The organism is Thermus brockianus (genome assembly GCF_021462505.1).
GTDB classification, from domain to species: domain Bacteria; phylum Deinococcota; class Deinococci; order Deinococcales; family Thermaceae; genus Thermus; species Thermus hydrothermalis.
Window position 1 is genome coordinate 105,023 of the sequence record NZ_JAKEDV010000003.1, and the last position, 21,470, is coordinate 126,492.

Genomic DNA, 21,470 nt, shown 5'->3' on the forward strand with positions numbered 1-21,470 from the left:
AGGGTGCTTGCGGTCCTGCTCCTTCCCGAGTTCTCCGAGCTGGAGGCCGCCCTTGGCCTCGAGGCGGCCCGCCGTCTAGAGATCCCCGCCTACACCGTGGCCAAGGGCAGGAAGGGGACGCCTGGGCTTGCGGGGTCCGTTTGGACCCCTACCTACGCTTTCCCGGCGGCCCCAAAGCCCAAGGCCCTCCTCATCCCCGGGGCTAGGAGGCCTAAGCGGGTAGCCGGGGACCCCGCTTGGCTGGCCTTCTTGGAAGAGGTGTGGGGGGATTTGGAAGCTGTCTTCGTGGGCTTCAACGCCCACCTCTTTTTGGCGGAGGCGGGAAGGCTTCCCCTGGAGGTGGCGGCGGGGGGAGAGGTGGCCCAGGACCTGGCGCGGATGGGCTATCGGGTGCGGGAGGGGGTTTTCTGGAAGGTGGACAGGGTCTATTCCTCCCAGGGGGGGCTCGCCCTCCTTCCGGCCATAGAAGACTGGGCTCAGAAAGCGGTTGTGCTTTAAGTTTGAACTGGAGTACACTAAACCCATGTCCGTCCGGGAATACCAAAAGAAGCGCCGCCGGGACCGCATCTTCCAGGCGGCCATGAAGCTTTTCCGCGAGCGGGGCTTCCAGGAAACCACCGCCACGGACATCGCCAAGGCGGCCCACGTTTCCCGGGGCACCTTCTTCAACTACTTCCCCTACAAGGAGGCGGTGTTGCTGGAGTACGGCGCGCAGCTTTTGGAATACGCCAAAGCAGAGGTGCGCCGCTACCTTTCCCAGGGCATGGATCCTCTGGAGGTGCTTTATCAGCTCTTCAACGAGCTTGCCCGGTACACCAAGGAGGAAAAGGGGCTCCTGTTGCCCCTTCTTTACGAGCTTCTCAATCCGGACCCCGTACGGGCCAGGGCGGCTTTTGAGGCGCTTCCTTTAGGGGATCTTATCGCCGAGGTGTTGCGCCCTTTGCAGGAAAAGGGGGTTGTGCGGCGGGACCTTTCTCTGGAGCGAATGGGGCGGACCCTGGCTGACCTGTACTTCCTTGCCGCCTTGCGGTGGGCTGCCTATACGCCGCATCGCGATTTGACCGTGGAGTTGGAGCGGTCGCTGCGCTTGGCTTTAGAGGGAATCCTTACCCGTCAGGGTGTCCCGGCTGCGGAGGCCTAGGGCGCGATGCGCTACACCTTCCTGACCCTTTTCCCCGATTTGTTGCGGCCATGGTTTCGGGAGTCTCTTATCGGCAAGGCGTTAGGGCGAGGACTTTTGCAGGTGGAGGTGGTGGACCTGCGGGCCTTCGGCCTGGGGCGTCACCGGAGCGTGGACGACACCCCCTATGGGGGCGGGGCCGGGATGGTGATCCGGCCCGACGTGGCTGTGGCCGCCATTGAGTCCGTCCTGCCCGCGGACGAGGTCATCCTCCTCACGCCGGCGGGGGAGCCCTTTACCCAGGAGGTGGCGGAGGAGCTGGCCCATAAGTCCCACCTGGTCCTCCTCTCGGGCCGCTACGAGGGGTTTGACGCCCGGGTGGAGGCCTTCGTCACCCGGACGCTCTCCATCGGGGACTACGTCCTCATGGGGGGGGAGGTGGCGGCCTTGGCGGTGCTGGAGGCCACGGCCCGCCTCCTTCCGGGGGTCATCGGCGACCCGGAGAGCCACCGGGAGGACTCCTTCGTGCGGGGGCTTCTGGACTACCCTCATTACACGCGCCCCCCCGAGTTCCGGGGGTTAAGGGTGCCGGAGGTCCTCCTCACGGGCCACCACCAGGAGGTGGAAAGGTGGCGCCGGCGGGAGGCCCTAAAGCGCACCCTGCTCCTTAGGCCGGAGCTCTTGCGGCGGGCGAGGCTTGGGGCCCTCGAGGCCACCTGGCTTGCGGAACTGGACCGGGAGGAATAGACTAGAGGCTGTTGCCCACGAACCCTTGAAGGGTTCCTCTGGGACGGAGGCCGAGCATGAACCGAGGAGCGCTTCTTAAGGTGGTGGAATCCCGTTACACCCGCACCGACCTGCCCGAGTTCCGGCCGGGCGACACCGTGCGGGTGGCCTACCGGGTGAAGGAAGGCAACCGCACCCGCATCCAGAACTTTGAGGGCATCGTCATCAAGGTTAAGCGGAACGGGTACAACTCCAGCTTCACCGTGCGCAAGGTGAGCTATGGGGTGGGGGTGGAGCGCATCTTCCCCATGAACTCCCCCCTGATTGACAAGGTGGAGATCGTGCAGCGGGGCCGGGCCCGGCGGGCCAAGCTCTACTTCATCCGGGAGCTCTCCGAAAGGGAGATCCGCCGCAAGCTCCGGGCCGACCGCAAGCGCATCGGCCAGGACCAGGAGCGGGCCAAGGCGGCGGCCCAGGCCGAGGCCCAGGGCGGGGCAGAGGAGTAAGGGGGTCTTCCGCCGGGGGGCGGCTATGCCGCCCCCTTTCACTTCAAAAAGCCCAGGGCCCTTGCCCGCTCCAGCGCCTCTACCCGGTTTTTGGCCAAGAGCTTGCCGTAAAGGCTTTCTAGGTGGTCCTTGACCGTGTCGGGGGAGAGTCCGAGGAGGCGGGCCATCTCCTTCACGGATAGCCCTTGGGCCAGGAGGTGGAGCACCTCCCGTTCCCGGGGCGTGAGGGGGGGGAGGTCCGGGGGGGTTAGCTTTTCCTCGCCCCGCGCCACCTTGAGGAGGCGGTGTTTCAGTTCGGGGGCGGAAAGCTCCTTGGAGAAGTAGGCGTCGGCCCCCGCCCGCCAGGCCTCCTGGACCAAGGCGGGCTCCTGGTAGGTGGTGAGGAGGGCGAGAAGGCCCCGGTAGCCCTTCGCCCGAAGCTGTCTCACCACCTCCAGGCCGTCCAGGCCGGGAAGCCTCAGGTCCAGGAGCGCCGCGTCCGGGTTTAGGGCCAGGGTCTTTTCCAGGGCCTCCAGGCCGTCCTGAGCCTCGCCCACCACCTCGAGGCCCTGCGCCTCGAGGCCTGCCCTCAGGCCCAGGCGGAAGAGGGGGTGGTCGTCGGCGATGAGGAGGCGCACGTTCCTTAAAGACTATACTGGACGCATGGCCCTCACGCTTAACCGCCTGGCGGAGCTTTCCGGCCGGGCTTCGGAACACGTCCTTAAGGAGGAAGTGGAGGAAACGGGCCTAGCCCCCGAGGCCATTTTGGCCAAACTGGCGGAGCGCCTTAGCGTCATGCGGGACTCCATTCGCCGGGGCCTGGCCTCGGACGCCCCCAGCGTGGCAGGGATGGTGGGGAAAAACGCCAAGACGCTTTGGGAAGCGGAAGACCCCCTAAAGGACCCTCTCTTGAAGCGGGTCCAGGCCTACGCCATGGCGGTGAACGAGGAGAACGCCCGCATGGGGCGCATCGTGGCCGCCCCCACGGCGGGGAGCGCCGGCACCCTGCCCGGGGCCCTTTTGGGGGTGGCGGACCACCTGGGCATTCCCGACGAGAAGCTCCTCATGCCCCTGGTCCTGGCGGCCGGGGTGGCCAAGATGATCAGCCGGGTCATCCACATCGCCGGGGCGAGCGGGGGGTGCCAGGCGGAGATCGGTGCTTCCGCCGCCATGGCCGCCGCCGCCGTGACGGAACTCCTTGGGGGAAGCCCCGAGGCCTCGGCCCACGCCGCCGCCCTGGCCCTTCAGAACACCCTGGGCCTCGTCTGTGACCCCGTGGGGGGGTTCGTGGAGGTGCCCTGCGTGATGCGGAACGGCTTCTACGCCGTGCACGCCGTGAGCGCTGCCTCCATGGCCCTGGCGGGGATAAGGAGCGTCATCCCCCCGGACGAGGTGGTCTTGGCCATGGCAGGGATTGGCCGCCTCCTCCCTCTGGAGCTCAAGGAAACGGGCCTTGGCGGCCTGGCCGATACCCCCACGGGGCGCAAACTGGCCGAAGAGGCCCTCAAGAAAGCCCCCTAGCGGGCGGTCCAGCCCAGGTCAATGGGGAAGACCGCCCCTGTGATGGCCCCCGCTTTCTCCGAGGCCAGGTAGAGGGCCAAGGCCGCCACCTCCTCGGGCTCAATGAGGCGCTTGATGGCGGCCTGGGCCAGGAAGACCCGCTCCACCACCTCCGCCTCCGGTATGCCCAAGGTCCGCGCCTGGTCGGCCACCTGGTTTTCCACCAAGGGGGTGCGCACGTAGGCCGGGGCGATGGCGTTTGCCGTGACCCCATAGGGCCCGGCCTCCAAGGCCACCGTCTTGGTGAGGCCGATAAGCCCGTGCTTGGCGGCGATGTAGGCGGATTTGTAGGGGCTTGCCACCAGGCCGTGGACGCTGGCGATGTTGAGGATGCGGCCATACCCTCGCTCCTTCATGCCCGGCAGAAGGGCCTGGATGAGCTGGAAGGGGGCGGTGAGCATCACCTGGAGCATCCTCTGCCAGGTTTCCAGGGGGAAGGCCTCCACGGGGTCTATGTGTTGGAAGCCGGCGTTGTTCACCAGGATGTCGGCGCCGAAGCGGGCCGCCTCCCGCCCCAGGGCGGCCACCTGTTGGGGATCCGCCAGGTCGGCCTGGAGGTAGACCCCGCCTAGCTCCTCTGCGAGGGCGCTTGCATCCCTTACGTCGTGGACCAGGACCTTGGCCCCTTCCCGGGCGAAGGCCTCGGCGATGGCGCGCCCGATGCCGCTGGCGGCGCCCGTGACGAGGACCGTCTTGCCTGCGAAGCTATCCATCTCCTCGTTGCCTCCTTGGGCTATCCTACATCGGGTAGACCGCGCGTATCCGGAAGCGCCTCGTGCAAGGGGTTTCCCCCTTGGCAAAGGGAACCCGGGCCCACACGGGGCCCGGGCGAAAGCGCTTGGGGTTTAGGCCGCCTTCTTCGCCTCCTTCCGCCTAAGGTTCTTCCAGAACACCACCAGGGCGCTCACCACGTAGATGGAGCTATAGGTGCCCACGAAGATGCCCACGAAGATGGCCAGGGCGAAGTCCCGGAGGACGCTTCCTCCCAGGAAGAGGAGGGCCAGGATGGGGAGGAGGGTGGTGAGGCTCGTCATGAGGGTGCGGGAGAGGGTCTGGTTGATGGAGCGGTTCACCAGTTCGGCGTACGGCAAGCCCCTAAGGAGCTTCTGGTTTTCCCGTATCCGGTCGGAAACCACGATGGAGTCGTTGATGGAGTAGCCCACCACGGTGAGGAGGGCGGCGATGGTGGGGATGGAGAACTCCAGGTTGAGAAGGCTATACATCCCCGCCACGATGGCCACGTCGTGGGCCACGGCCAAGACGCTCGCCACCCCGAAGGTCCAGTCAAAGCGGAAGGCCACGTAGAGGAGGATGAGCCCCAGGCCCACCAGCACCGCCATGACCGCATCCCGGCGGAGCTCCGAGCCGATGGCTGGGCCCACGGTCTCCGAGGTGAGGACCGTGGCCTTGAGCTCCGTTTCCAGGAGCCTTTCCAGTTCCAGGCGCTTCTCGTCGGGGAGAGGGGGGAGCTTGACGGAAAACTCCTTGTGGTCCGCCACGGGGGCCTGGACCTCGGTGATCACCGCTTCTTTAGCGGGGAAGCCCCTTTCTTCCAGGAAGCGCCTTAGGGCGTCCACGCTCGTCCCGGGAGCGGTGCGCAGGGTGTAGGCGGTGCCCCCCGTGAAGTCAATGGAGTAGTTGAAGCCCTTGGTGAAGACCACCCCCGCCGCAAAGACGGCCAGGAGCAGGGTGGCCACGGTGATGTACCGGGCAGGGCCCATGAAGTTGAAGCGGGGGTCCACGAGCCACATGGGGGGGCGGATTTCCCGGCGTTCCGCCAGGCGTTCCAGGAGGTAGCGGCTAAAGACCAGGTTGGAGAAGACGCTCGCCACCACCCCGATGGCCAGGACCACGGCGAAGCCCCGCACGGGCCCCGTGGCGTACTGGTAAAGGGCCGCCGCCGCCAGGAGGTGGGCGGCGTTCACGTCCAGGATGGTGAGGGTGGAGTGTTTGAAGCCCTCGGGGATGGCCTGGCGGAACCGTTTCCCGGCCCGTAGCTCCTCCTTGATGCGCTCAAAGGAGAGGACGTTCCCGTCCACCGCCGCCCCCAGGGTGAGGACCAGGCCGGCGATGCCGGGGAGGGTCAGGGTGGCCCCGAGTCCCGAGAGGAGGCCGAGGATAAGGGCGGAGGTGTAGAGGAGGCCCAAGGAGGCCACCAGGCCGAGGCTTGTCCCGTAGTAGGCGAAGATGAGGAGGAAGATGGCGAGCGTTCCGATAAGGGCCGAGCGGATGCCCGCCTGGATGGCGTCTTGGCCCAGGGTGGGGCCGATGGCCCGGATCTCCGCCACCTTGAGGGGCACGGGCAGGGCCCCTGAGCGCAGGACCAGGGCGATCTCGCTGGCCTCCTCGAGGCCGGAAAGGCCCTCAATCACCGCCTGCCCTCCGGTGATGGCCTGGCGGATTACGGGGGCGGTGTAGACCTTGCCGTCCAGGACGATGGCGAGCTGCTTGCCCACGTTGGCCCGGGTCACCTCCTCAAACTTCTTCGCCCCTTCCGGGGTGAAGGTGAGGGCCACCTGGGGGCGGCCAAACTGGTCAAAGACCGCCCGGGCGTCCGCCAGGTCCGCTCCCGTCAAAAGGGGTGGGCCTAGGTCCTCGGGCTTGATGAGGTCCTTTTCCAAATCTTCCCGCTTGAGCCGCGGGTTTTCCCTAAGGGCCTGGTTGATCTGGGCCACGGTGGTGCCGGTGGCCCCTTCCTTGAGGATGCGGAACTCCAGCACCGCTCGCTGGCCGATGAGCTTGAGCGCCCGGTCCTGGTCCGCCTGGGAGAGCCCGGGCAGCTCCACCACGATGCGCTTCTGGCCCTGGATCTGGATGAGGGGTTCCGCCACCCCCAGGGCGTTGATGCGGTTTTCCAGAACGGTGCGGGCCTTTTCCAGGTCATCGGGGGTGGGGTTCTCCACATCCGCTTCCAGGACGATGCGCAAGCCCCCTTTGAGGTCCAGACCTAGCTTGATCTTGGGTTCGCTTGGGGCCCAAGGCTTCCAGACGAAGAGCAAGGAAAGGAGAAAGAGGGATAGGAGGAAAAGTCCGTTAAGTAGCTTGCGGTTCATGCCCACTCCTTTGGCATACGTCAAGGCTCCTATAGCCGGGGGAAGGCCGGAAGACCCCCTAGGCTTGGCGCCCCCTTCCCGTAAGGCGCCAAGGGCGGGGGGAGGGCCTTAGCCGCCTTCTAGCTGGAGTTTCCGATAGAGGAGGTAAAGCCCGGGTTGGGGTAGGGTCTCCCGTAGGGCGGGAAGCGGGCTATTCCTAGGCCGGGGCGGCCGGGGCAGGGTGGGCCGGCTTACGCTCCCCCAAAGGGGCGGCGCAAAGCTCCCGCCCCGGTCTTCCTTTAACACGAGGGTGGGGCCTTTAGCCAGAAGCCCCGCCTCCCCCTTGCCCGGGGAAGGGGAGAGGGCGAACCCCGGCAAGAGGAGGCCTAGGGCGGCCAGAAGCCTCAGGCCCCGCATGGCCTTTAGGCGGGCACCTCCACCATCTGGAAGGCTTCTATGATGTCCCCTTCCTGGAAGTCGTCAAAGCCCTCGAGGCCAATCCCGCACTCGTACCCCTGGGCCACCTCCCGCACGTCCTCCTTGAAGCGCTTGAGGCTGGCGATGCGGCCTTTCCAGATCTCCTGCCCCTTGCGCAGGACCCTCACCTCGGCGTTCCGGGGGATCTTGCCCTGGGTCACCATGCACCCCGCCACCTGCTTGCCCGTGGGCAGGCGGAAGACGGCGCGCACCTCGGCCCGGCCCAGGATCTCCTCCTTGTACTGGGGCTCCTTCTGCCCCTTGACCATGGCCCGCACCTCGTCAATAAGGTCGTAGATGATGCGGAAGGTCTTGAGGAGCACGCCCTTCTGCTCCGCCGCCTTCTTCACCGAGCCTGGGGGGTTCACGCCGAAGGCCAGGATGGCGGCCCCCGCCGTCTGGGCCAGGAGGACGTCCGACTCCGTGGGGGCGCCCACCTGGGCCAGGAGGACGTTGATGCCCACCTCCTCGGTGCTCTCCTTGGCCAGGATGTGCTGGATAGCTTCCAAGGAGCCTTGGGTGTCCGCCCGCAGGATGAGGTTCACCTCCTTCTTGCCCTCCTCCTGCAAGGCCCGCAGGAGGTCGGCCATGGTCTTGGGGCGGCGCTCCTTTTCCGCCTCTTCCCGGGCGCGGCGCTCCTCCTTCCGCTCCTCGGCGATCTCCTTGGCAGCCTCGAGGTCCGGCACCCACTCCACCACATCCCCGGCGTGGGGGAGTTCTTGGAAGCCCAGGACCTGGACGGCGCTCCCCGGCCCCGCTTCCTTGCGCTGGTTCCCGTCGGCGTCCAGCATGGCCCGGATGCGCCCGTAGACCTCCCCGGCCACCACGTAGTCCCCCACGCGGAAGGTGCCTTCCTGCACCAGCATGTTGGCGATGATCCCCGCCTGCTTGTCCAGCTTGGACTCCAGGATCACCCCCCGGGGCTCGGCGTTGGGGTCGGCCCGGTAGTCCTCCAGCTCGGCGATGAGGAGGATCATCTCCAAAAGGTCCTGCACCCCCTGCCCCGTCTTGGCGCTGATGGGGACGATGATGGCGTCCCCGCCGTACTCCTCCGGGACGAAGCCCCGCTCCATGAGTTGCCGCTTCACCTTCTCGGGGTCGGCCTGGGGCAGGTCCATCTTATTCAGGGCGAAGATGATCTTCGCCCCGGCGGCCTTGGCGTGGGCGATGGCCTCCTCGGTCTGGGGCATGACCCCGTCGTCGGCGGCGATGACGATGACGGCGATGTCCGCCACCTTAGCCCCCCGCTGGCGGATGGTGGTGAAGGCCTCGTGGCCCGGGGTGTCAATGAAGACCACGGTACCCTGAGGGGTCTTGACCTCAAAGGCCCCCACGTGCTGGGTAATCCCCCCCGCCTCCTTCTCGGCGATGCGGCTTTTGCGCAGGTAGTCCAAGAGGGTGGTCTTCCCGTGGTCCACGTGGCCCATGATGACCACCACGGGGGGGCGTTTGGGGAGGCTCTTCCTGCGCTCTTCCTCCGCCAGCTTCTCTTGGAGCCCCCGTTGCTCCCGCACGAGCTCCCGCACCGCCTCGGCGTCCTCTTCGGAAAGGGTGGAGGCGTGGGACTTGTAGGGAACCCCCATCTGGTCCAGGAGCTCCAAAAGCTCCTCGTTTTCCATGCCCAGCTCTTTAGCCAGCTGGTAGATGCGTACCTTGGCCATCGTTACCTCCTAAATGGGCCCAAAGGGCCTCGGAAAGCGCCTTGGCCCGGGCCCCGGCGAAGCGCCTTAGTTTCTTTTCCGTCCAGCAGTCCGGGTTGTCGGGGCAGACGTAAGCCCCCCGGCCCGGAAGCTTGCCCGTGGGGTCCAGCCGGAACCCCTCGGGGGTCATGAGGATGCGCAAAAGCTCCCCTTTAGGCCGCCTCCTACGGCAGGCCACGCACATGCGTAAGGGGATGTGCCGCATCACTCGGAAAGGTCCTTGAAGAGCTTTTCAAACTCTTCCCGGGCCCGGGTGGGCGCACCCGCTTCCTCCTCGGCGGCCCGGCGGATGGCCTCGTCCAGGTCGGAGATCTCCGCCTCCTCAAAGTGGATGTCGTACCCCGTGAGCTTGGAGGCCAGGCGCACGTTCTGCCCCCCGGTGCCGATGGCCAGGGAGTGCTGGTCCTTGGTCACCTTTACCCGGGCCTTCTTCGTTTCCGGGTCCAGCTCAATGGAGCCCACCTGGGCGGGGGAGAGGGCGTTGCGGATGAACTCCTTGGGGTCCTTGGACCAGAGGATGATGTCCACCTTCTCCCGGCCCAGCTCCGCCGAAACCGCCTGGATGCGCTGCCCCTTGTGGCCGATGCAGGCCCCGATGGGGTCCACGTTGGGGTTGTGGCTCATCACCGCCACCTTGCTGCGGCGGCCAGGCTCCCGGGCGATGGCCTTGATCTCCACGATGCCCTCGGCGATCTCCGGGACCTCCTGCTTGAGGATGTGTTCCAAGAGCTTCTCGTGGGCCCGGCTCACGATGAGGGAAGGCCCCTTGGCGGAGCGGTCCACCTTCTTCAGGTAGACCTTAAGGCGCTGCCCGGGGTAGTACTTCTCCGTGGGGATCTGCTCGCTCTTGGGCAGGTAGGCCTCGCCCCGGCCCAGCTCCACGAAGACGTTCCCCCGGTTGTCCACCCGGGTCACCACCCCCGTGAGCACCTGGCCCTCCTTGTCCTTGTACTCGTTGTAGATGCGGTTGCGCTCGGACTCCTTGAGGCGTTGGGTGAGGATCTGGCGCAGGTCCTGGATGGCCATGCGGGAAAGCCCCTCGGGGTCAATGGGGAACTCCATCTCGTCCCCCACCTGCACCTCGGGGTCGTACTGGAGGGCCTCGGAAAGGGCGATCTCCTTGTCCGGGTCCTCCACCTTCTCCACCACCTTGCGGACCTCCACCATCTCAATGCGGCCCGTCTGGGGGTCAATGTACACGTCCACCTCGGGGCCCTTGCCGGCGTCCACCTCTTCCTTGCGGTAGCCCTTCTGCCGTTTGATGTAGGCCTTGCGCAGGGCCTCCTTGAAGGCTTCTAGGATCTCTTCGGTGCTTACGCCCCGCTCCAGGGCCAGCTGTTGCATGGCGTCAACGAATTCCCGGTTCATGCTTCCTCCTACCTAGGCTCCTCGGGCCACTCGGCCAGGTTGGCGCGGAAGGTGCCGAGCTTTAAGCGCTTCTCCTCGAGGCCCACCTGGAAGACCACCTCGTCCCCCTCCACCCTGAGGATCCGCCCCACGAAGCCCTCGGGCCCTGCTACCTTGGCCTTTAGGCCCTGGAAGCGCTCAAAGTGGCGGCGGGTGAAGAGGGGGCGCTTGGGCCCGGGGGACTCCACCAGAAGCCGGTAGCTTCCCGGGATGGGGTCTTCCCGGTCCAAGGCGGCCTCTATGTGGCGGCTCGCCCGTTCCAGGTCGGCCACGGTGATGGGCTTCTCGTCTAGGCGCTCCAGGCGCACCAGGACTTCGCCTGGGGCTTCCTTCACCTCCAGGACCTGAAGGCCCAAGGCCTCCACCGCCTCTTCCACCAACCGCCAAAGGTCTACAGGCACCTCCCCACCTCCCTTCACAAAGGAAGGGTGGGCTTACACCCACCCCCCTCCCTTGGGAGCACTGGGCTCAGTTTACACCCAAGGGGCGCTTGACTACAACCCCTTTAGCCTGGTACACTCAAGGTTGCCGGTCCGAGCCCGGCTTAGGACACGGGGGTGAACGGTCTCGACGGGGGTCGCCGAGGGTGTGGCTGCGCGCCGAGGTGCGGGTGGCCTCGTAAAAACCCGCAAAAGAATAAAGGCCAACAAGCCTCTTGCTCTCGCGGCTTAATGACCGCGGCCTCGCCTGGAAGCCCCGCCGGGGGCTCGCCAGCGCGGGGACACGAAACCCGGCTAGCCGAGGGCCAGGCTCCGTAGCCCAAGGCGAAGCTTAACGGAGCTCGCTCCTGGCCGCCCGTCCGCGGGCTAAGCCAGGAGGACACCCAAAACGCGGACTACGCGCGTAGACGCCCGCCGTAGGGACCTTCGGACGGGGGTTCAACTCCCCCCACCTCCACCAGACAGGGCGCCCCAAGGGGCGCCCTAACCTTTTTGGGCGCTTTGGGACACATCTCCTTTGGCCTCTTGGTAAAGTGAGGTAGGTGCCTTGGGCACCTCCTTCGGGGCGGGGTGGAAGTCCCCACCGGCGGTGACAGCCCGCGAAGCCCTTTGGGGCCCGACCCGGTGGAATTCCGGGGCCGACGGTGAAAGTCCGGATGGGAGAAGGAGGGCCGTTTGCGCGAACTGGACGAGCGGTTTCTCAAAAGAGCCTTGCAACTGGCGGAAAGGGCCCGTGGCCACACGAGCCCCAACCCCCTGGTAGGGGCGGTGCTGGTTCGGGAAGGGCGCATCGTGGGGGAGGGGTACCATCCCCGGGCGGGGGAGCTCCATGCGGAGGTCTTTGCCCTGGAGGAGGCGGGGGAGAAAGCCCGGGGGGCCACGGCCTACCTGACCCTGGAGCCCTGCGACCACTTTGGCCGCACGCCCCCTTGCTCCTTGGCCCTCCTCGAGGCGGGGGTGGCGCGGGTGGTGGTGGCGGCCCGGGACGAGAACCCCGTGGCCCGGGGCGGCTTGGAGCGCCTGAGGCGGGCAGGGGTCCAGGTGGAGGAGGGCCTTTTGGCCGAGGAGGCGAGGCTTCAGAACGAGGCCTTCTTCACCGCCTTGAGGAAGGGGAGGCCCTTCGTCCTCCTAAAGGCCGCCCTCACCCTGGACGGGAAGGTGGCGGCCGCCTCGGGGGATGCCCGCCACGTGTCCTCGGAGGCGAGCCGCCGGGTGGCCCACGCCTACCGCCAGTGGCTCCCGGCGGTGGTGGTGGGGGTGGGCACGGTGCTAAGGGACGACCCCGCCCTCACCGTGCGCCACCCCGACTTCCGCCCCTTTCCCCACATGGTGGAGCCGCCCCCCTTGCGGGACCCCCTGAAGGTGGTCCTGGACACCGAGGCCCGCACCCCCCCCACCGCCCGGCTTTTCGCCCCGGGGCCTCGAGGGGAGCCCGCCCGGGTCCTCCTCCTGGTGGGGCGAGGGGCCCCCAAGGACAGGCTTTTGGCCCTGGAGCGGGCGGGGGCGAGGGTGGTGGAGCTTCCCCGGGAGGGGGGAAGGGTGAGCCCGGAGGCCGCCTTGGCCTTCCTCTGGGAAGAAGGGGTGGACGGGGTCTTGCTGGAGGGGGGGCCTCTGGTGGCGGGGGCCTTTTGGGCCCGGGGGCTGGTGGACAAGGTGGCCCTTTTCCTCGCCCCCAAGGTGGTGGGGGAGGGGAAGGGGCTTTTGGAGGGCCTGGCCCTTTCCCGCATGGCGGAGGCCTTCCGGCTTCGCCTGGTGCGGCGGGAGTGGCTTGGGGAAGACCTTTGGCTGGAAGGGTACCTGGAGGTATAGGTGTTCACGGGACTGGTGGAGGAAACCGGGGAGATCCTTAAGGTGGAGGAAGGCCCCTTCCTGCGGGTGCGGGTCGCCGCCAAGGAGGTGCTTTCCGACCTGAAGGTGGGGGATTCCGTAGCGGTGGACGGGGTCTGCCTCACGGCGGTGGCGGTGGACGGGGAGGGGTTTTGGGTGGAGTTGGCCCAGGAAACCCTGCGCCGCACCGCCCCCACCTGGCGGGTGGGGCACCGGCCCAACCTGGAGCGGGCCCTTAAAGTGGGGGACCGGCTTGGGGGGCACTTCGTCACCGGGCACGTGGACGGGGTGGCGGAGCTCGTGGGGGTGCGGGAGGCCCCGGGGGCCAAGGACTTCTACTTTAGGCCCCCAAGGCCCCTCGCCCGCTACATCGCCGAGAAGGGGAGCGTGGTCCTAAACGGGGTTTCCCTCACGGTGGCGGGGCTTGAAGGGGAGGCTTTCTGGGTCACCTTGATCCCCCACACCCTAAAGGTCACCAACCTGGGGGGCCTCCGGGTGGGGGACGGGGTGAACCTGGAGGTGGACCTCATCGCCCGGTACGTGGAGCGGCTTTTGGGGGAGAGGGATGGAAGGCTTGGCTAGCGTCAGGGAGCTTCTGGAAGAACTCCGCCAGGGCCGCCCGGTGGTCCTGGTGGACGACGAGGACCGGGAGAACGAGGGCGACCTCATCATGGCGGCGGAGCACGTCACCCCCGAGTGGGTGAACTTCATGCTACGGGAGTGCCGCGGCCTCCTCTGCGTGGCCCTCACGGAGGAGAGGGCTAAGGCCTTGGACCTCCCCCTCATGGTGGAGAAGAACCAAGACCCCCAGGGCACCCGCTTCACCGTGAGCGTGGACGCCCGGGGGACCACCACGGGGATCTCCGCCTACGAGCGGGCGGCCACCATCAGGCTTTTGGCGGACCCCGAGGCCACGGCCCAGGACTTCCGCCGCCCGGGGCACATCTTCCCCTTGGTGGCCCGGCCTGGGGGGGTGTTGCGCCGCGCCGGGCACACCGAGGCCACGGTGGACCTCCTGCGCCTCGCCGGGCTTACCCCGGTGGGTAGCCTCATTGAGATCCTCAAGGAGGACGGCACCATGGCCCGCCTGCCGGACCTCTTGGAGTTCGCCCGGCGGCACGGCCTAAAGGTGGGGACCATCGCCGACCTCATCCGCTACCGCCTGGAGAAGGGGGACCTGTACGTGCGCCGAGAGGCGGAGGCCACCCTTCCCACCCGCTTCGGGGAGTTCCGCATCCTGGGGTACCGGGACACCCTCACGGGGGAGGAGCACGCCGCCTTGGTCATGGGGAGCTGGGAGCCGGAGGAGCCCGTCTTGGTGCGCATGCACTCGGAGTGCCTCACGGGGGATGCCCTCCACTCCCTAAGGTGCGACTGCGGCTTCCAAAGAGACCTGGCCCTGGAGCGCATCGCCCAGGAGGGGAAGGGGGTCTTGGTCTACCTCAGGCAGGAGGGGCGGGGGATTGGCCTCATCAACAAGATCCGCGCCTACCACCTCCAGGACCAGGGCCTGGACACGGTGGAGGCCAACCTGGCCCTGGGCTTCCCCCCGGACCTCAGGGACTACGGGGTGGGGGCGCAGATCCTCTACGACCTGGGGGTGCGGAAGATGCGCCTTTTGACCAACAACCCCCGCAAGGTGAAGGCCCTTTCCGGCTTCGGCATAGAGATCGTGGAGCGCATTCCCTTAAGGGCCGGGGACAACCCCTTCAACGAGCGCTACCTCCAGGCCAAAAAGGAGAAGCTGGGCCACTGGATGGACTAGGATGCCCCTTGGGGTGCGCCTCTTAAGGGCCTCCGTTATCCTCCTGCTCCTCCTCGCCTTCCTAGACCTCCGCCTGCCCCTAAAGGGGCGGGTGGTTTACCTATTGGATTTCTCCCCTTCCGCCCGGGAAAGCGTCTTCGCCGCGGCGGAAAGGCTTCCTAGGGACGGGGTCTATTTGGCCTTTGCCGAAAGGGTGGCGCGGCTTCCGGGCCCCACGGCGAGGCGGCTGGACCTAGGGGAGGGGACGGAGGTGCAGGGGGCTTTGGCGGAGGCCTTGCGCCTGGGGGCGGACCGGGTGGTCCTGGTTTCCGATGGGCTTTTCCCCCCCGTGCCCTCCCCCCTTCCCCTGGATGCGGTGTACGTGCTCCCAAGGCCCTTCGTGGCCCTTCGCCTCCTCCCCCCGCCCTTTCCCCTCCTGGGGGAGACGGTGGGGGTGCGGGTGGTCCTCGAGGCCCCCTTGCCCGCCGAGGTGCGGCTTAGGGTGGAGGGGCCGGGGGGCACGTGGGAGCGGGCGCTCAGGGTGGAGGGGCGGGTGGCCTTCACCTACACCTTTCCCCTTTTGGAGGAAGGGGAGGTGCGGGCGGAGGCGGTGGGGCCCTGGGGGCGGAGCGCGGCCAGGGTGGAGGTGGCCCCCCAGGACCGGGCGAGGGCCTTGGTCCTGGGCGACCCCGCGTTGGCCCGCTACCTCGAGGCCCAGGGCTTCCAGGTGGAGGAAGGCCCTTTCCGGCTTCCCCTGGAGGCGGACCTGGTGGCGGTGGGCCTTGGGGTCTTGGACCTGCCCGAGGGGGCGCCGGAGGCCCTTAGGGACTACCTCCGCCGGGGCGGGGGCCTCCTCTTCACCGCCACCCCCAAGGGGCTTTTCTTCGGGGGCTGGGACCGGGCGATGCCCGAGGAGCTTCCCCTGAAGCCCCTGGGGCGGCAAGGGGCGGCCTTGGTCCTGCTCCTGGACGTTTCCGGGAGCATGGAGGGGGAGAAGCTCGCCCTGGCGGTGGCGGCGGCCCTGGAGCTCGTGCAAAGCGCCGCCCCCGAGGATTACCTGGGGGTGGTGGCCTTCGCCTCGGGGCATCGGGTCCTCTTCCCCCCGAGGCCCATGACGGACCGGGCCAAAAAGGAGGCGGAACGCCTCCTCCTCTCCCTAAGGGCGGGCGGGGGCACGGTGCTGGGCGGGGCCCTGCGGGAGGCGGTGGGGCTCTTGCGGGGGGTCCCCGTGGCCCGCAAGGGGATCTTGGTCCTCACGGATGGCCTCGTTTCTGACCCCAAAGAGCCCCTCCTGGCCCTGGCGGAGGGGGCGGGGGCGGAGGTTTCCGCCATCGCCTTGGGGGAGGATGCGGACCACGACTTTTTGGAGGCGCTTTCCCGGCGGGGCGGGGGCCGCTTCTACCGGGCGGCCACGGCCCGGGAGCTTCCCCGGCTTTTCCTCAAGGAGGGGCAGGAGGTCTTCGGGAAGGAGGCGGTGGAGGGGCGGTTTCCCGTGGAGGCGCTTCCCCACCCCCTCACGGAGGGCTTCCTTTTCCCGCCCCTTTCCGTCCTCCTCCCGGCAAGGGCCGAGCCCTGGGCCGAGGTGCTCCTAAAAAGCGGGGAGCGGGCGGTGCTCGCCGTGGGGGAGCGGGGCGAGGGGCGGGTGGCGGCCCTGGCCACGGACCTTTCCCGCTCCTGGCGGGACTTTGAGGGGGCTTCCGCCTTCCTTGGGGGGCTCGCCCGGTACCTGGCGGGCACGGGGCGGGCCCTCGCCCTCTACGCCTACCCCGAGGGGGAAGGGGTGCGGGTGGTGGCCCTGGGGCGGCTCGAGGCCCCGAGGCTTCTGACGGGCGGCGCGGAAACCCCCATGGTGCCCACGGGGCCTTTGCGCTTTGAGGCCCGCGTGGCGGGTCCCGGGGTTCTCCTGGACGGGAAGCGCCGCATCCCCTTGGCCGTTCCCCTTCCCGGGGAGTGGACGCCCAGGGACGGGGCGGCCACCCTCAGGGCCATGGCGGAGGCGAGCGGCGGGCGGCTTCTGGCCCTGGAGGAGGTGGGCAGGCCCCCTCCTAGGCCCCTTCCCCTAAGGCCCTACCTCCTGTGGGCGGCTCTTCTCCTCTTCCTCCTGGAGCGGGTTTGGGAGGCCCGGGTGAGCCGGGGCACACTTTCCCAAGGCGCCCTCGGTTAGCCTGGCGGCGAAGGGGGTCAGTATGGACCGCAGGCGGTTTATCGGCCTTTCTGGTGGGTTTCTCTTGGCGGCGGGGTTTGCCCCCGCCTGGGGCCAGGGGCGGCCTCCCAAGGGGGTGAACGGGGGCGGGTTTTACCGCTTCGCCCTAGGGCGGATGGCCGTCACCATTCTCTCCGATGGCCAGTCGGCCCCGGGGCCCCTTCTCCCCAACTGGGGGGCGAACCCCGAGCTCCAGGGGGAGTTCCGGCGCGTGCTCCAGGAGCACTTCCTCAACCCGGACGCCACCCGCAACAACTTCAACCCCGTCCTCCTGGACCTGGGGGAGGCGAGGCTCTTGGTGGACACGGGCCGGGGGGTGGGGGCTGGGGGGAGGCTTCTTGCGCACCTGGAGCTCGCCGGCTACGCCCCCGAGGACATCACCCACGTCTTCCTCACCCACGGCCACCCCGACCACATCGGGGGGCTGGTGGACGAAAGGGGGCGGCCGGCCTTCCCCCAGGCGGTCCACCTCATGGGCCGGGTGGACCTGGACTACTGGCTCAAGAACCCCTCCCAGGCGGTGGAGCGGGCCCTCTTTCCCTTGCGGGACCGCATCCGGCCCGTGGAGGACGGGGAGGAGATCCTCCCTGGGGTAAGGGCCGTGGCCTCCTTCGGCCACACCCCGGGGCACATGAGCCTCGAGGCCACCTCCGAGGGGAAAACCCTCTTCCTCTTCGGGGACGCCGCCGGGCACTACCTCCTCTCCTTGCGCTTTCCCCAGGCCTACCTCGGCTTTGACATGGACAAGGCGGAGGTGGTGCGCACCCGGGCCCGGCTTTTTAGGAAGGTGAGCGAGGAGAAAAGCCTCATCACCGCCTACCACTTCCCCTGGCCCGCCCTGGGGTACATCCGCCGGGAAGGGGAGGGGTATGCCTTCGTCCCCGCCTTCTTTGAGTTCTAATGTGCAAAAATCACATGGGCAACAGGGAAGGGGGCCTAGGCTAAGGCCATGTTCCACTGGGACGATGACCTGGAGCGCCGCATGCGGGCGGAGTTGGCGCGGCGCGAAATGTGGGAGAAGCCCCTGAGGGAGGAGATTGACAGGTTACGCCTGGAGGTGTTGCGGCTCAAAGAGCTGGTCCGGCACCTGCAAGGGGACAGGGAAGCCCTCCGGTGGCAGGTGCGGGAGATCTTCCTGGGGCGCGCTTTCCCCGAGGAGGAGCTCCTTTGGGCCAAGAGGGTCCTGGAGGAAGCCTGGCTGGAGCTTAGCCTCATGGGCTCGGAGCGGGCCTCCGAGGTGAGCCAGCTCATCCACCATCTGGAGCGGATTTGGAACGCCCGAAATCCTCGCCGATCTGTATCAAAACCGCCTCCCCCCGAACCGTGAGGGTCCCCTCGGCGTAAAGCTCCGTTTCCACCACCACCTTCTTGCCCTTGACCTCCTTGGGCCTGCCCACCAGGAGGAGCTCGGGGCCCAGGGGGGTGGGCTTCAGGTAGTCCACCTTGAGGCTTGCGGTGACGAAGCGCAAGGGGTGGGCCTCGAGGCTAAGCCCTTCCGCCGCCGCCTTGGCTGCGGCGGCGGTGGCGGTGGAGTGGCAGTCCACCAGGGAAGCGAGAAGCCCCCCGTAGACGAAGCCAGGGATGGCGGTGTGGTGGGGGTTTGGGGTGAAGCGGGTTTCGCTTTCCCCCTTTTCCCCGCGCCAATAGGTCTTGATGTGGAGGCCGTGGGCGTTGAGGTAGCCGCACCCGTAGCAGTGGGCCCACTCCGGGGGGTAGTAGAGCTGGATGGCCTTCATCCGAGCCCCTGGGCCCGCCAGCGTTCGGGCACCGCTTGCCGGAGAAAGTCCACGATGTCCTGGGTGCTGGTGCCGGGGCCGAAAACCGCCGCCACCCCGAGCTCCTTGAGCTTGGGCACGTCCTCGTCGGGGATGATGCCGCCCCCGAAAAGCAGGATGTCCGAGGCCCCTTGCTCCTCCAAAAGCCGCTTCACCTCGCGGAAGTAGTGCATGTGGGCCCCGGAGAGGATGGAAAGTCCAATGGCGTCCACGTCCTCCTGGATGGCGGCGGAGACGATCATCTCAGGGGTCTGGCGGAGCCCCGTGTAGATCACCTCCATCCCCGCATCCCGCAGGGCCCGGGCCACCACCTTGGCCCCCCGGTCGTGCCCGTCCAAGCCCGGTTTGGCGATGAGTACCCGTATGCGCCGGTCCACGCCTTGCATCCTAAACCTCCTAGACGTAGGCGGGTTCCTGATAGGTGCCGTAGACCTCCCGCAGGACGTCCATCATCTCTCCCAGGGTGCAGTAGGCCAGGGCGCACTCCACGAAGTGGGGCATGGTGTTCTGCCCCTCCACCGCTGCCCGGCGCAGGCCCGCCAGGGCCTCTTCCACGCGCTTGGGGTCCCGCTCCCGGCGTACCCGGGCCAGGCGCTCCGCCTGCACCCGTTCCACCTCGGGGTCCACCAGCTGGATGGGCACCTTCAGGGGGATTTCGTCGGTGAAGGCGTTCACCCCCACGATGATGCGCTCTTTCCGCTCCACCTCCTGCTGGTAGCGGTAGCTGGCCTCGGCGAGCTCCCTCAGGAAGTACCCCTCCTCAATGGCCCGCACCACCCCGCCCATGCGGCGGATCTCCTCAATGATGGCCATGGCCTGGCGTTCCATCTCGTCCGTGAGCCACTCCACGTAGTAGCTCCCCGCCAAGGGGTCTATGGTGTGGGTGACCCCGGTCTCGTAGGCGATGATCTGTTGCGTCCTTAGGGCGATGGTGGCGCTCTCTTCCGTGGGTAGGGCTAGGGCTTCATCGTAGGCGTCGGTGTGGAGGCTGTTGGTGCCGCCAAGCACCGCCGCCAGGGCTTGGATGGCCACCCGGGCGATGTTGTTCAGGGGTTGCTGGGCGGTGAGGGAAACCCCGGCGGTCTGGGCGTGGGTGCGGAGCATCCAGCTCGCCGGGTTCTTGGCCCCGTAGCGGTTCCGCATCTCCTTGGCCCAGATGCGCCTCGCCGCGCGGAACTTGGCGATTTCCTCAAAGAAATCGTTGTGCACGTCAAAGAAGAAGCTGATCCTCGGGGCGAACTCGTCTATGTCCAGACCCCGCTTGAGGGCGGCCTCCACGTATTCAAAGCCGTCCGCCAGGGTCCAGGCGAGCTCCTGCACGGCGGTGCTCCCCGCCTCGCGGATGTGGTAGCCGGACACGGAGATGAAGTTCCACTTGGGGACGTTTTTGGGCCCCCATTCAAAGGTGTCAATGACCAGCTTCACGCTGGGCTCGGGGGGGAAGATGAACTCCTTCTGGGCGATGAACTCCTTGAGGATGTCGTTTTGGATGGTGCCCCCGAGCTTTTTCCAGTCGTAGCCCCTCTTCTTGGCCACCGCCAGGTACATGGCCCAGATGGCGTTGGCGGGGCTGTTGATGGTCATGGAGGTGGTGACCTCCTCGAGGTTGATCCCGTCAAAGAGGATCTCCATGTCCGCCAGGCTGGAGACCGCCACCCCGCACTTCCCCACCTCCCCCTTGGAAAGGGGGTGGTCGGAGTCGTAGCCCATGAGGGTGGGGAGGTCAAAGGCCACGGAAAGCCCGGTCTGGCCCGCCTTGAGGAGTTTCTTAAAGCGCTCGTTGGTCTGCTCGGCGGTGCCGAAGCCGGCGAACATGCGCATGGTCCAGAGCTTGGAGCGGTACATGGAGCCGTAGACCCCCCGGGTGTAGGGGTACTCCCCCGGGTAGCCCCGCTTCTCCTCGTACTCCGGGTCCAGGACGCCGATGTCCTCCGGGGTGTAGAGGGGCTCTGGGGCGATGTCCGAGAGGGTGCGGTGGGCCACGGGCCTCTCGGGCATCTTCTCCAGGCTCTTTTGGTAGGTCTCCCTGAGCCAGTCGTGCTTCTTGCGCATGGGCCCTCCCTTTACCCTAAAGTTTACGCTTTTTTGCGCTAGGGGAAAAGGGCGTTATGCCTGGCGTTCGCTTTCCGGCTCCACGTGGATGGTGACCACCAGGCCCGGCATCTCCTTCTCCAGGGCCCGCTCCAGCTCGTCGCAAAGGCGGTGGGCCTCCTCCACGCTCATCCTGCCCGGCACCACCAGGTGGAACTCCAAAAAGCTCTTGGGCCCGGCCCGTCGGGTCTTTATGTCGTGCACTTCCAGGGCCCGCCCCCTCAGGTGGGCCTGGATCACCCCCTGGATCCGCTCCACCTCCTCGGGGGAAAGCCCCTCGTCCATGAGCCCCCCCACGGACTGCCGCACCAGGCGGAAGCCCATGAGGAGGATGTTCCCCGCCACCAGGAGGGCCAAGAGGGGGTCCAGAACCCAAAACCCCGTGGCCCAGGCGAGCCCCACCCCCGCCAGGACCCCCAAGGAGGTGAGGACGTCGGAAAACACGTGGTACCCGTCGGCGGTGAGGGCGGGGGAGCGGTGGCGGCGTCCCTCCCGGAGGAGGAAGTAGGCGAGAAGGCCGTTCAAGCCTGCGGCCAAGAGGCTCACGCCAAGCCCTGGGCCCAGGCCCTCGAGGGGCACGGGCCTAAGGAGGCGGGGGAGCGCCTCCTTGGCGATGAGAAGCGCCGCCCCCACCACCAAGACCCCCTCCAGCACGGCGGAGAAGTACTCCGCCTTGGTGTGGCCGAAGGGGTGGGTTTCGTCCGGGGGCTTCTGCGCCAGGCGGATGGCCAGGAGGGCGGCCAGGGCGGCGGCCACGTTCACCGTGGACTCCAGGGCGTCGGAGAGGAGGGCCACGGAGCCCGTGAGGAGGTAGGCCAGGGCCTTGAGCCCCAGGACCAGGAGGGCCACCGCAAAGCTCACCCAGGCGGCCCGTTCCGCCACC

General features: G+C 67.6%; 23 protein-coding genes, 1 other RNA gene and 1 riboswitch. Of the genes, 12 read left to right on the plus strand and 12 right to left on the minus strand.

The window, feature by feature from the left end; all coding sequences use genetic code 11:
* Positions 1-3 precede the first annotated feature (3 nt).
* Genes LXN00_RS04600 through rplS form a run of 4 tightly spaced genes read left to right on the plus strand, consistent with a single transcriptional unit; the run spans position 4 to position 2,352 of the window.
* Complete coding sequence (locus tag LXN00_RS04600; RefSeq protein ID WP_234505449.1) at positions 4-498, plus strand: hypothetical protein; 495 nt, start codon at positions 4-6, stop codon at positions 496-498.
* 25 nt (positions 499-523) lie between these two features.
* On the plus strand, positions 524-1,141 hold the full coding sequence (locus LXN00_RS04605; RefSeq protein ID WP_234505451.1) for a TetR/AcrR family transcriptional regulator: 618 nt from the start codon (positions 524-526) through the stop codon (positions 1,139-1,141).
* 6 nt (positions 1,142-1,147) lie between these two features.
* Positions 1,148-1,867, plus strand: a complete 720-nt coding sequence (trmD, locus tag LXN00_RS04610) for a tRNA (guanosine(37)-N1)-methyltransferase TrmD (protein ID WP_234505454.1) — start codon at positions 1,148-1,150, stop codon at positions 1,865-1,867.
* A gap of 56 nt (positions 1,868-1,923) precedes the next feature.
* Positions 1,924-2,352: a 50S ribosomal protein L19 gene (gene rplS, locus LXN00_RS04615; RefSeq protein WP_234505457.1), complete on the plus strand. Its 429-nt coding sequence runs from the start codon at positions 1,924-1,926 to the stop codon at positions 2,350-2,352.
* 38 nt (positions 2,353-2,390) lie between these two features.
* Here the strand turns inward: rplS and LXN00_RS04620 are convergent, their stop codons facing one another.
* The gene (locus LXN00_RS04620; protein ID WP_234505460.1) at positions 2,391-2,969 is read right to left on the minus strand and encodes a response regulator transcription factor; all 579 of its coding nucleotides are present in this window, start codon (positions 2,967-2,969) and stop codon (positions 2,391-2,393) included.
* A 25-nt stretch (positions 2,970-2,994) separates the two neighbouring features.
* Between LXN00_RS04620 and sdaAA the strand changes: the two genes are divergently transcribed.
* The gene (sdaAA, locus tag LXN00_RS04625; protein ID WP_234505463.1) at positions 2,995-3,852 is read left to right on the plus strand and encodes an L-serine ammonia-lyase, iron-sulfur-dependent, subunit alpha; all 858 of its coding nucleotides are present in this window, start codon (positions 2,995-2,997) and stop codon (positions 3,850-3,852) included.
* Here sdaAA and LXN00_RS04630 read toward each other — a convergent pair.
* The 7 genes from LXN00_RS04630 to rimP all read right to left on the minus strand — a co-directional run bounded on the left by LXN00_RS04630 (position 3,849) and on the right by rimP (position 10,926).
* Positions 3,849-4,604, minus strand: a complete 756-nt coding sequence (locus LXN00_RS04630; RefSeq protein ID WP_234505466.1) for a 3-hydroxybutyrate dehydrogenase — start codon at positions 4,602-4,604, stop codon at positions 3,849-3,851. The genes sdaAA and LXN00_RS04630 overlap by 4 nt on opposite strands.
* Before the next feature lie 132 nt (positions 4,605-4,736).
* Positions 4,737-6,944: a protein translocase subunit SecD gene (gene secD, locus LXN00_RS04635; RefSeq protein ID WP_234505468.1), complete on the minus strand. Its 2,208-nt coding sequence runs from the start codon at positions 6,942-6,944 to the stop codon at positions 4,737-4,739.
* Positions 6,945-7,052: 108 nt separating this feature from the next.
* Positions 7,053-7,340: a hypothetical protein gene (locus LXN00_RS04640; protein ID WP_234505471.1), complete on the minus strand. Its 288-nt coding sequence runs from the start codon at positions 7,338-7,340 to the stop codon at positions 7,053-7,055.
* Positions 7,341-7,345: 5 nt separating this feature from the next.
* Complete coding sequence (gene infB, locus LXN00_RS04645) at positions 7,346-9,061, minus strand: translation initiation factor IF-2 (RefSeq protein ID WP_234505473.1); 1,716 nt, start codon at positions 9,059-9,061, stop codon at positions 7,346-7,348.
* On the minus strand, positions 9,030-9,305 hold the full coding sequence (locus LXN00_RS04650) for a YlxR family protein (protein ID WP_234505476.1): 276 nt from the start codon (positions 9,303-9,305) through the stop codon (positions 9,030-9,032). Before LXN00_RS04650 ends, infB begins: the two co-directional genes overlap by 32 nt.
* Positions 9,305-10,468, minus strand: a complete 1,164-nt coding sequence (nusA, locus tag LXN00_RS04655; protein ID WP_234505478.1) for a transcription termination factor NusA — start codon at positions 10,466-10,468, stop codon at positions 9,305-9,307. The genes LXN00_RS04650 and nusA overlap by 1 nt, the downstream gene beginning before the upstream one ends.
* Before the next feature lie 8 nt (positions 10,469-10,476).
* Positions 10,477-10,926, minus strand: a complete 450-nt coding sequence (rimP, locus tag LXN00_RS04660) for a ribosome maturation factor RimP (protein WP_234505481.1) — start codon at positions 10,924-10,926, stop codon at positions 10,477-10,479.
* A 134-nt stretch (positions 10,927-11,060) separates the two neighbouring features.
* On the opposite strand from rimP, the gene ssrA reads away from it, so the two are divergent.
* From ssrA to LXN00_RS04695, 7 genes are all read left to right on the plus strand, one after another.
* Positions 11,061-11,407: a transfer-messenger RNA gene (gene ssrA / locus LXN00_RS04665) on the plus strand.
* 92 nt (positions 11,408-11,499) lie between these two features.
* Positions 11,500-11,619: riboswitch (FMN riboswitch) on the plus strand.
* A 3-nt stretch (positions 11,620-11,622) separates the two neighbouring features.
* Positions 11,623-12,756: a bifunctional diaminohydroxyphosphoribosylaminopyrimidine deaminase/5-amino-6-(5-phosphoribosylamino)uracil reductase RibD gene (ribD, locus tag LXN00_RS04670; RefSeq protein WP_234505484.1), complete on the plus strand. Its 1,134-nt coding sequence runs from the start codon at positions 11,623-11,625 to the stop codon at positions 12,754-12,756.
* A complete protein-coding gene (locus LXN00_RS04675) occupies positions 12,757-13,356 on the plus strand; it encodes a riboflavin synthase (protein WP_234505486.1) in 600 nt (199 codons plus the stop codon).
* Positions 13,340-14,539 carry a bifunctional 3,4-dihydroxy-2-butanone-4-phosphate synthase/GTP cyclohydrolase II gene (locus tag LXN00_RS04680; protein ID WP_234505488.1) on the plus strand — a complete coding sequence of 400 codons (1,200 nt, stop codon included), beginning with the start codon at positions 13,340-13,342 and terminating at the stop codon, positions 14,537-14,539. Before LXN00_RS04675 ends, LXN00_RS04680 begins: the two co-directional genes overlap by 17 nt.
* A 1-nt stretch (position 14,540) precedes the next feature.
* Entirely contained in the window at positions 14,541-16,682 is a 2,142-nt protein-coding gene (locus LXN00_RS04685) for a VWA domain-containing protein (protein WP_234505491.1), read from the plus strand.
* A gap of 22 nt (positions 16,683-16,704) precedes the next feature.
* The gene (locus LXN00_RS04690; RefSeq protein ID WP_234505494.1) at positions 16,705-17,622 is read left to right on the plus strand and encodes an MBL fold metallo-hydrolase; all 918 of its coding nucleotides are present in this window, start codon (positions 16,705-16,707) and stop codon (positions 17,620-17,622) included.
* A gap of 48 nt (positions 17,623-17,670) precedes the next feature.
* Positions 17,671-18,048 (plus strand): hypothetical protein, encoded by a 378-nt coding sequence (locus LXN00_RS04695; RefSeq protein ID WP_234505497.1) that lies wholly within the window; start codon positions 17,671-17,673, stop codon positions 18,046-18,048.
* Here the strand turns inward: LXN00_RS04695 and LXN00_RS04700 are convergent.
* Genes LXN00_RS04700 through LXN00_RS04715 form a run of 4 tightly spaced genes read right to left on the minus strand, consistent with a single transcriptional unit; the run spans position 17,969 to position 21,469 of the window.
* Positions 17,969-18,457, minus strand: a complete 489-nt coding sequence (locus LXN00_RS04700; RefSeq protein ID WP_234505499.1) for a PaaI family thioesterase — start codon at positions 18,455-18,457, stop codon at positions 17,969-17,971. The two genes, LXN00_RS04695 and LXN00_RS04700, sit on opposite strands and share 80 nt — an antisense overlap.
* Positions 18,454-18,882 carry a cobalamin B12-binding domain-containing protein gene (locus LXN00_RS04705; protein ID WP_234505502.1) on the minus strand — a complete coding sequence of 143 codons (429 nt, stop codon included), beginning with the start codon at positions 18,880-18,882 and terminating at the stop codon, positions 18,454-18,456. Before LXN00_RS04705 ends, LXN00_RS04700 begins: the two co-directional genes overlap by 4 nt.
* 10 nt (positions 18,883-18,892) lie before the next feature.
* Positions 18,893-20,548 (minus strand): acyl-CoA mutase large subunit family protein, encoded by a 1,656-nt coding sequence (locus tag LXN00_RS04710; RefSeq protein WP_234505505.1) that lies wholly within the window; start codon positions 20,546-20,548, stop codon positions 18,893-18,895.
* 54 nt (positions 20,549-20,602) lie between these two features.
* Positions 20,603-21,469 carry a cation diffusion facilitator family transporter gene (locus LXN00_RS04715; protein WP_234505508.1) on the minus strand — a complete coding sequence of 289 codons (867 nt, stop codon included), beginning with the start codon at positions 21,467-21,469 and terminating at the stop codon, positions 20,603-20,605.
* Between the last annotated feature and the right edge of the window lies 1 nt (position 21,470).

What these genes read in the sequence shown, in the direction of transcription:
- LXN00_RS04680 (WP_234505488.1), top strand. Translation starts at nt 13,340, where the DNA reads ATGGAAGGCTTGGCTAGCGTCAGGGAGCTTCTGGAAGAACTCCGCCAG.
- LXN00_RS04640 (WP_234505471.1), bottom strand. Translation starts at nt 7,340, where the DNA reads ATGCGGGGCCTGAGGCTTCTGGCCGCCCTAGGCCTCCTCTTGCCGGGG.
- LXN00_RS04705 (WP_234505502.1), bottom strand. Translation starts at nt 18,882, where the DNA reads ATGCAAGGCGTGGACCGGCGCATACGGGTACTCATCGCCAAACCGGGC.
- LXN00_RS04630 (WP_234505466.1), bottom strand. Translation starts at nt 4,604, where the DNA reads ATGGATAGCTTCGCAGGCAAGACGGTCCTCGTCACGGGCGCCGCCAGC.
- trmD (WP_234505454.1), top strand. Translation starts at nt 1,148, where the DNA reads ATGCGCTACACCTTCCTGACCCTTTTCCCCGATTTGTTGCGGCCATGG.
- LXN00_RS04710 (WP_234505505.1), bottom strand. Translation starts at nt 20,548, where the DNA reads ATGCGCAAGAAGCACGACTGGCTCAGGGAGACCTACCAAAAGAGCCTG.
- nusA (WP_234505478.1), bottom strand. Translation starts at nt 10,468, where the DNA reads ATGAACCGGGAATTCGTTGACGCCATGCAACAGCTGGCCCTGGAGCGG.
- LXN00_RS04690 (WP_234505494.1), top strand. Translation starts at nt 16,705, where the DNA reads ATGGACCGCAGGCGGTTTATCGGCCTTTCTGGTGGGTTTCTCTTGGCG.
- sdaAA (WP_234505463.1), top strand. Translation starts at nt 2,995, where the DNA reads ATGGCCCTCACGCTTAACCGCCTGGCGGAGCTTTCCGGCCGGGCTTCG.
- LXN00_RS04700 (WP_234505499.1), bottom strand. Translation starts at nt 18,457, where the DNA reads ATGAAGGCCATCCAGCTCTACTACCCCCCGGAGTGGGCCCACTGCTAC.
- LXN00_RS04685 (WP_234505491.1), top strand. Translation starts at nt 14,541, where the DNA reads ATGCCCCTTGGGGTGCGCCTCTTAAGGGCCTCCGTTATCCTCCTGCTC.
- LXN00_RS04650 (WP_234505476.1), bottom strand. Translation starts at nt 9,305, where the DNA reads ATGCGGCACATCCCCTTACGCATGTGCGTGGCCTGCCGTAGGAGGCGG.
- rplS (WP_234505457.1), top strand. Translation starts at nt 1,924, where the DNA reads ATGAACCGAGGAGCGCTTCTTAAGGTGGTGGAATCCCGTTACACCCGC.
- infB (WP_234505473.1), bottom strand. Translation starts at nt 9,061, where the DNA reads ATGGCCAAGGTACGCATCTACCAGCTGGCTAAAGAGCTGGGCATGGAA.
- LXN00_RS04695 (WP_234505497.1), top strand. Translation starts at nt 17,671, where the DNA reads ATGTTCCACTGGGACGATGACCTGGAGCGCCGCATGCGGGCGGAGTTG.
- LXN00_RS04605 (WP_234505451.1), top strand. Translation starts at nt 524, where the DNA reads ATGTCCGTCCGGGAATACCAAAAGAAGCGCCGCCGGGACCGCATCTTC.
- secD (WP_234505468.1), bottom strand. Translation starts at nt 6,944, where the DNA reads ATGAACCGCAAGCTACTTAACGGACTTTTCCTCCTATCCCTCTTTCTC.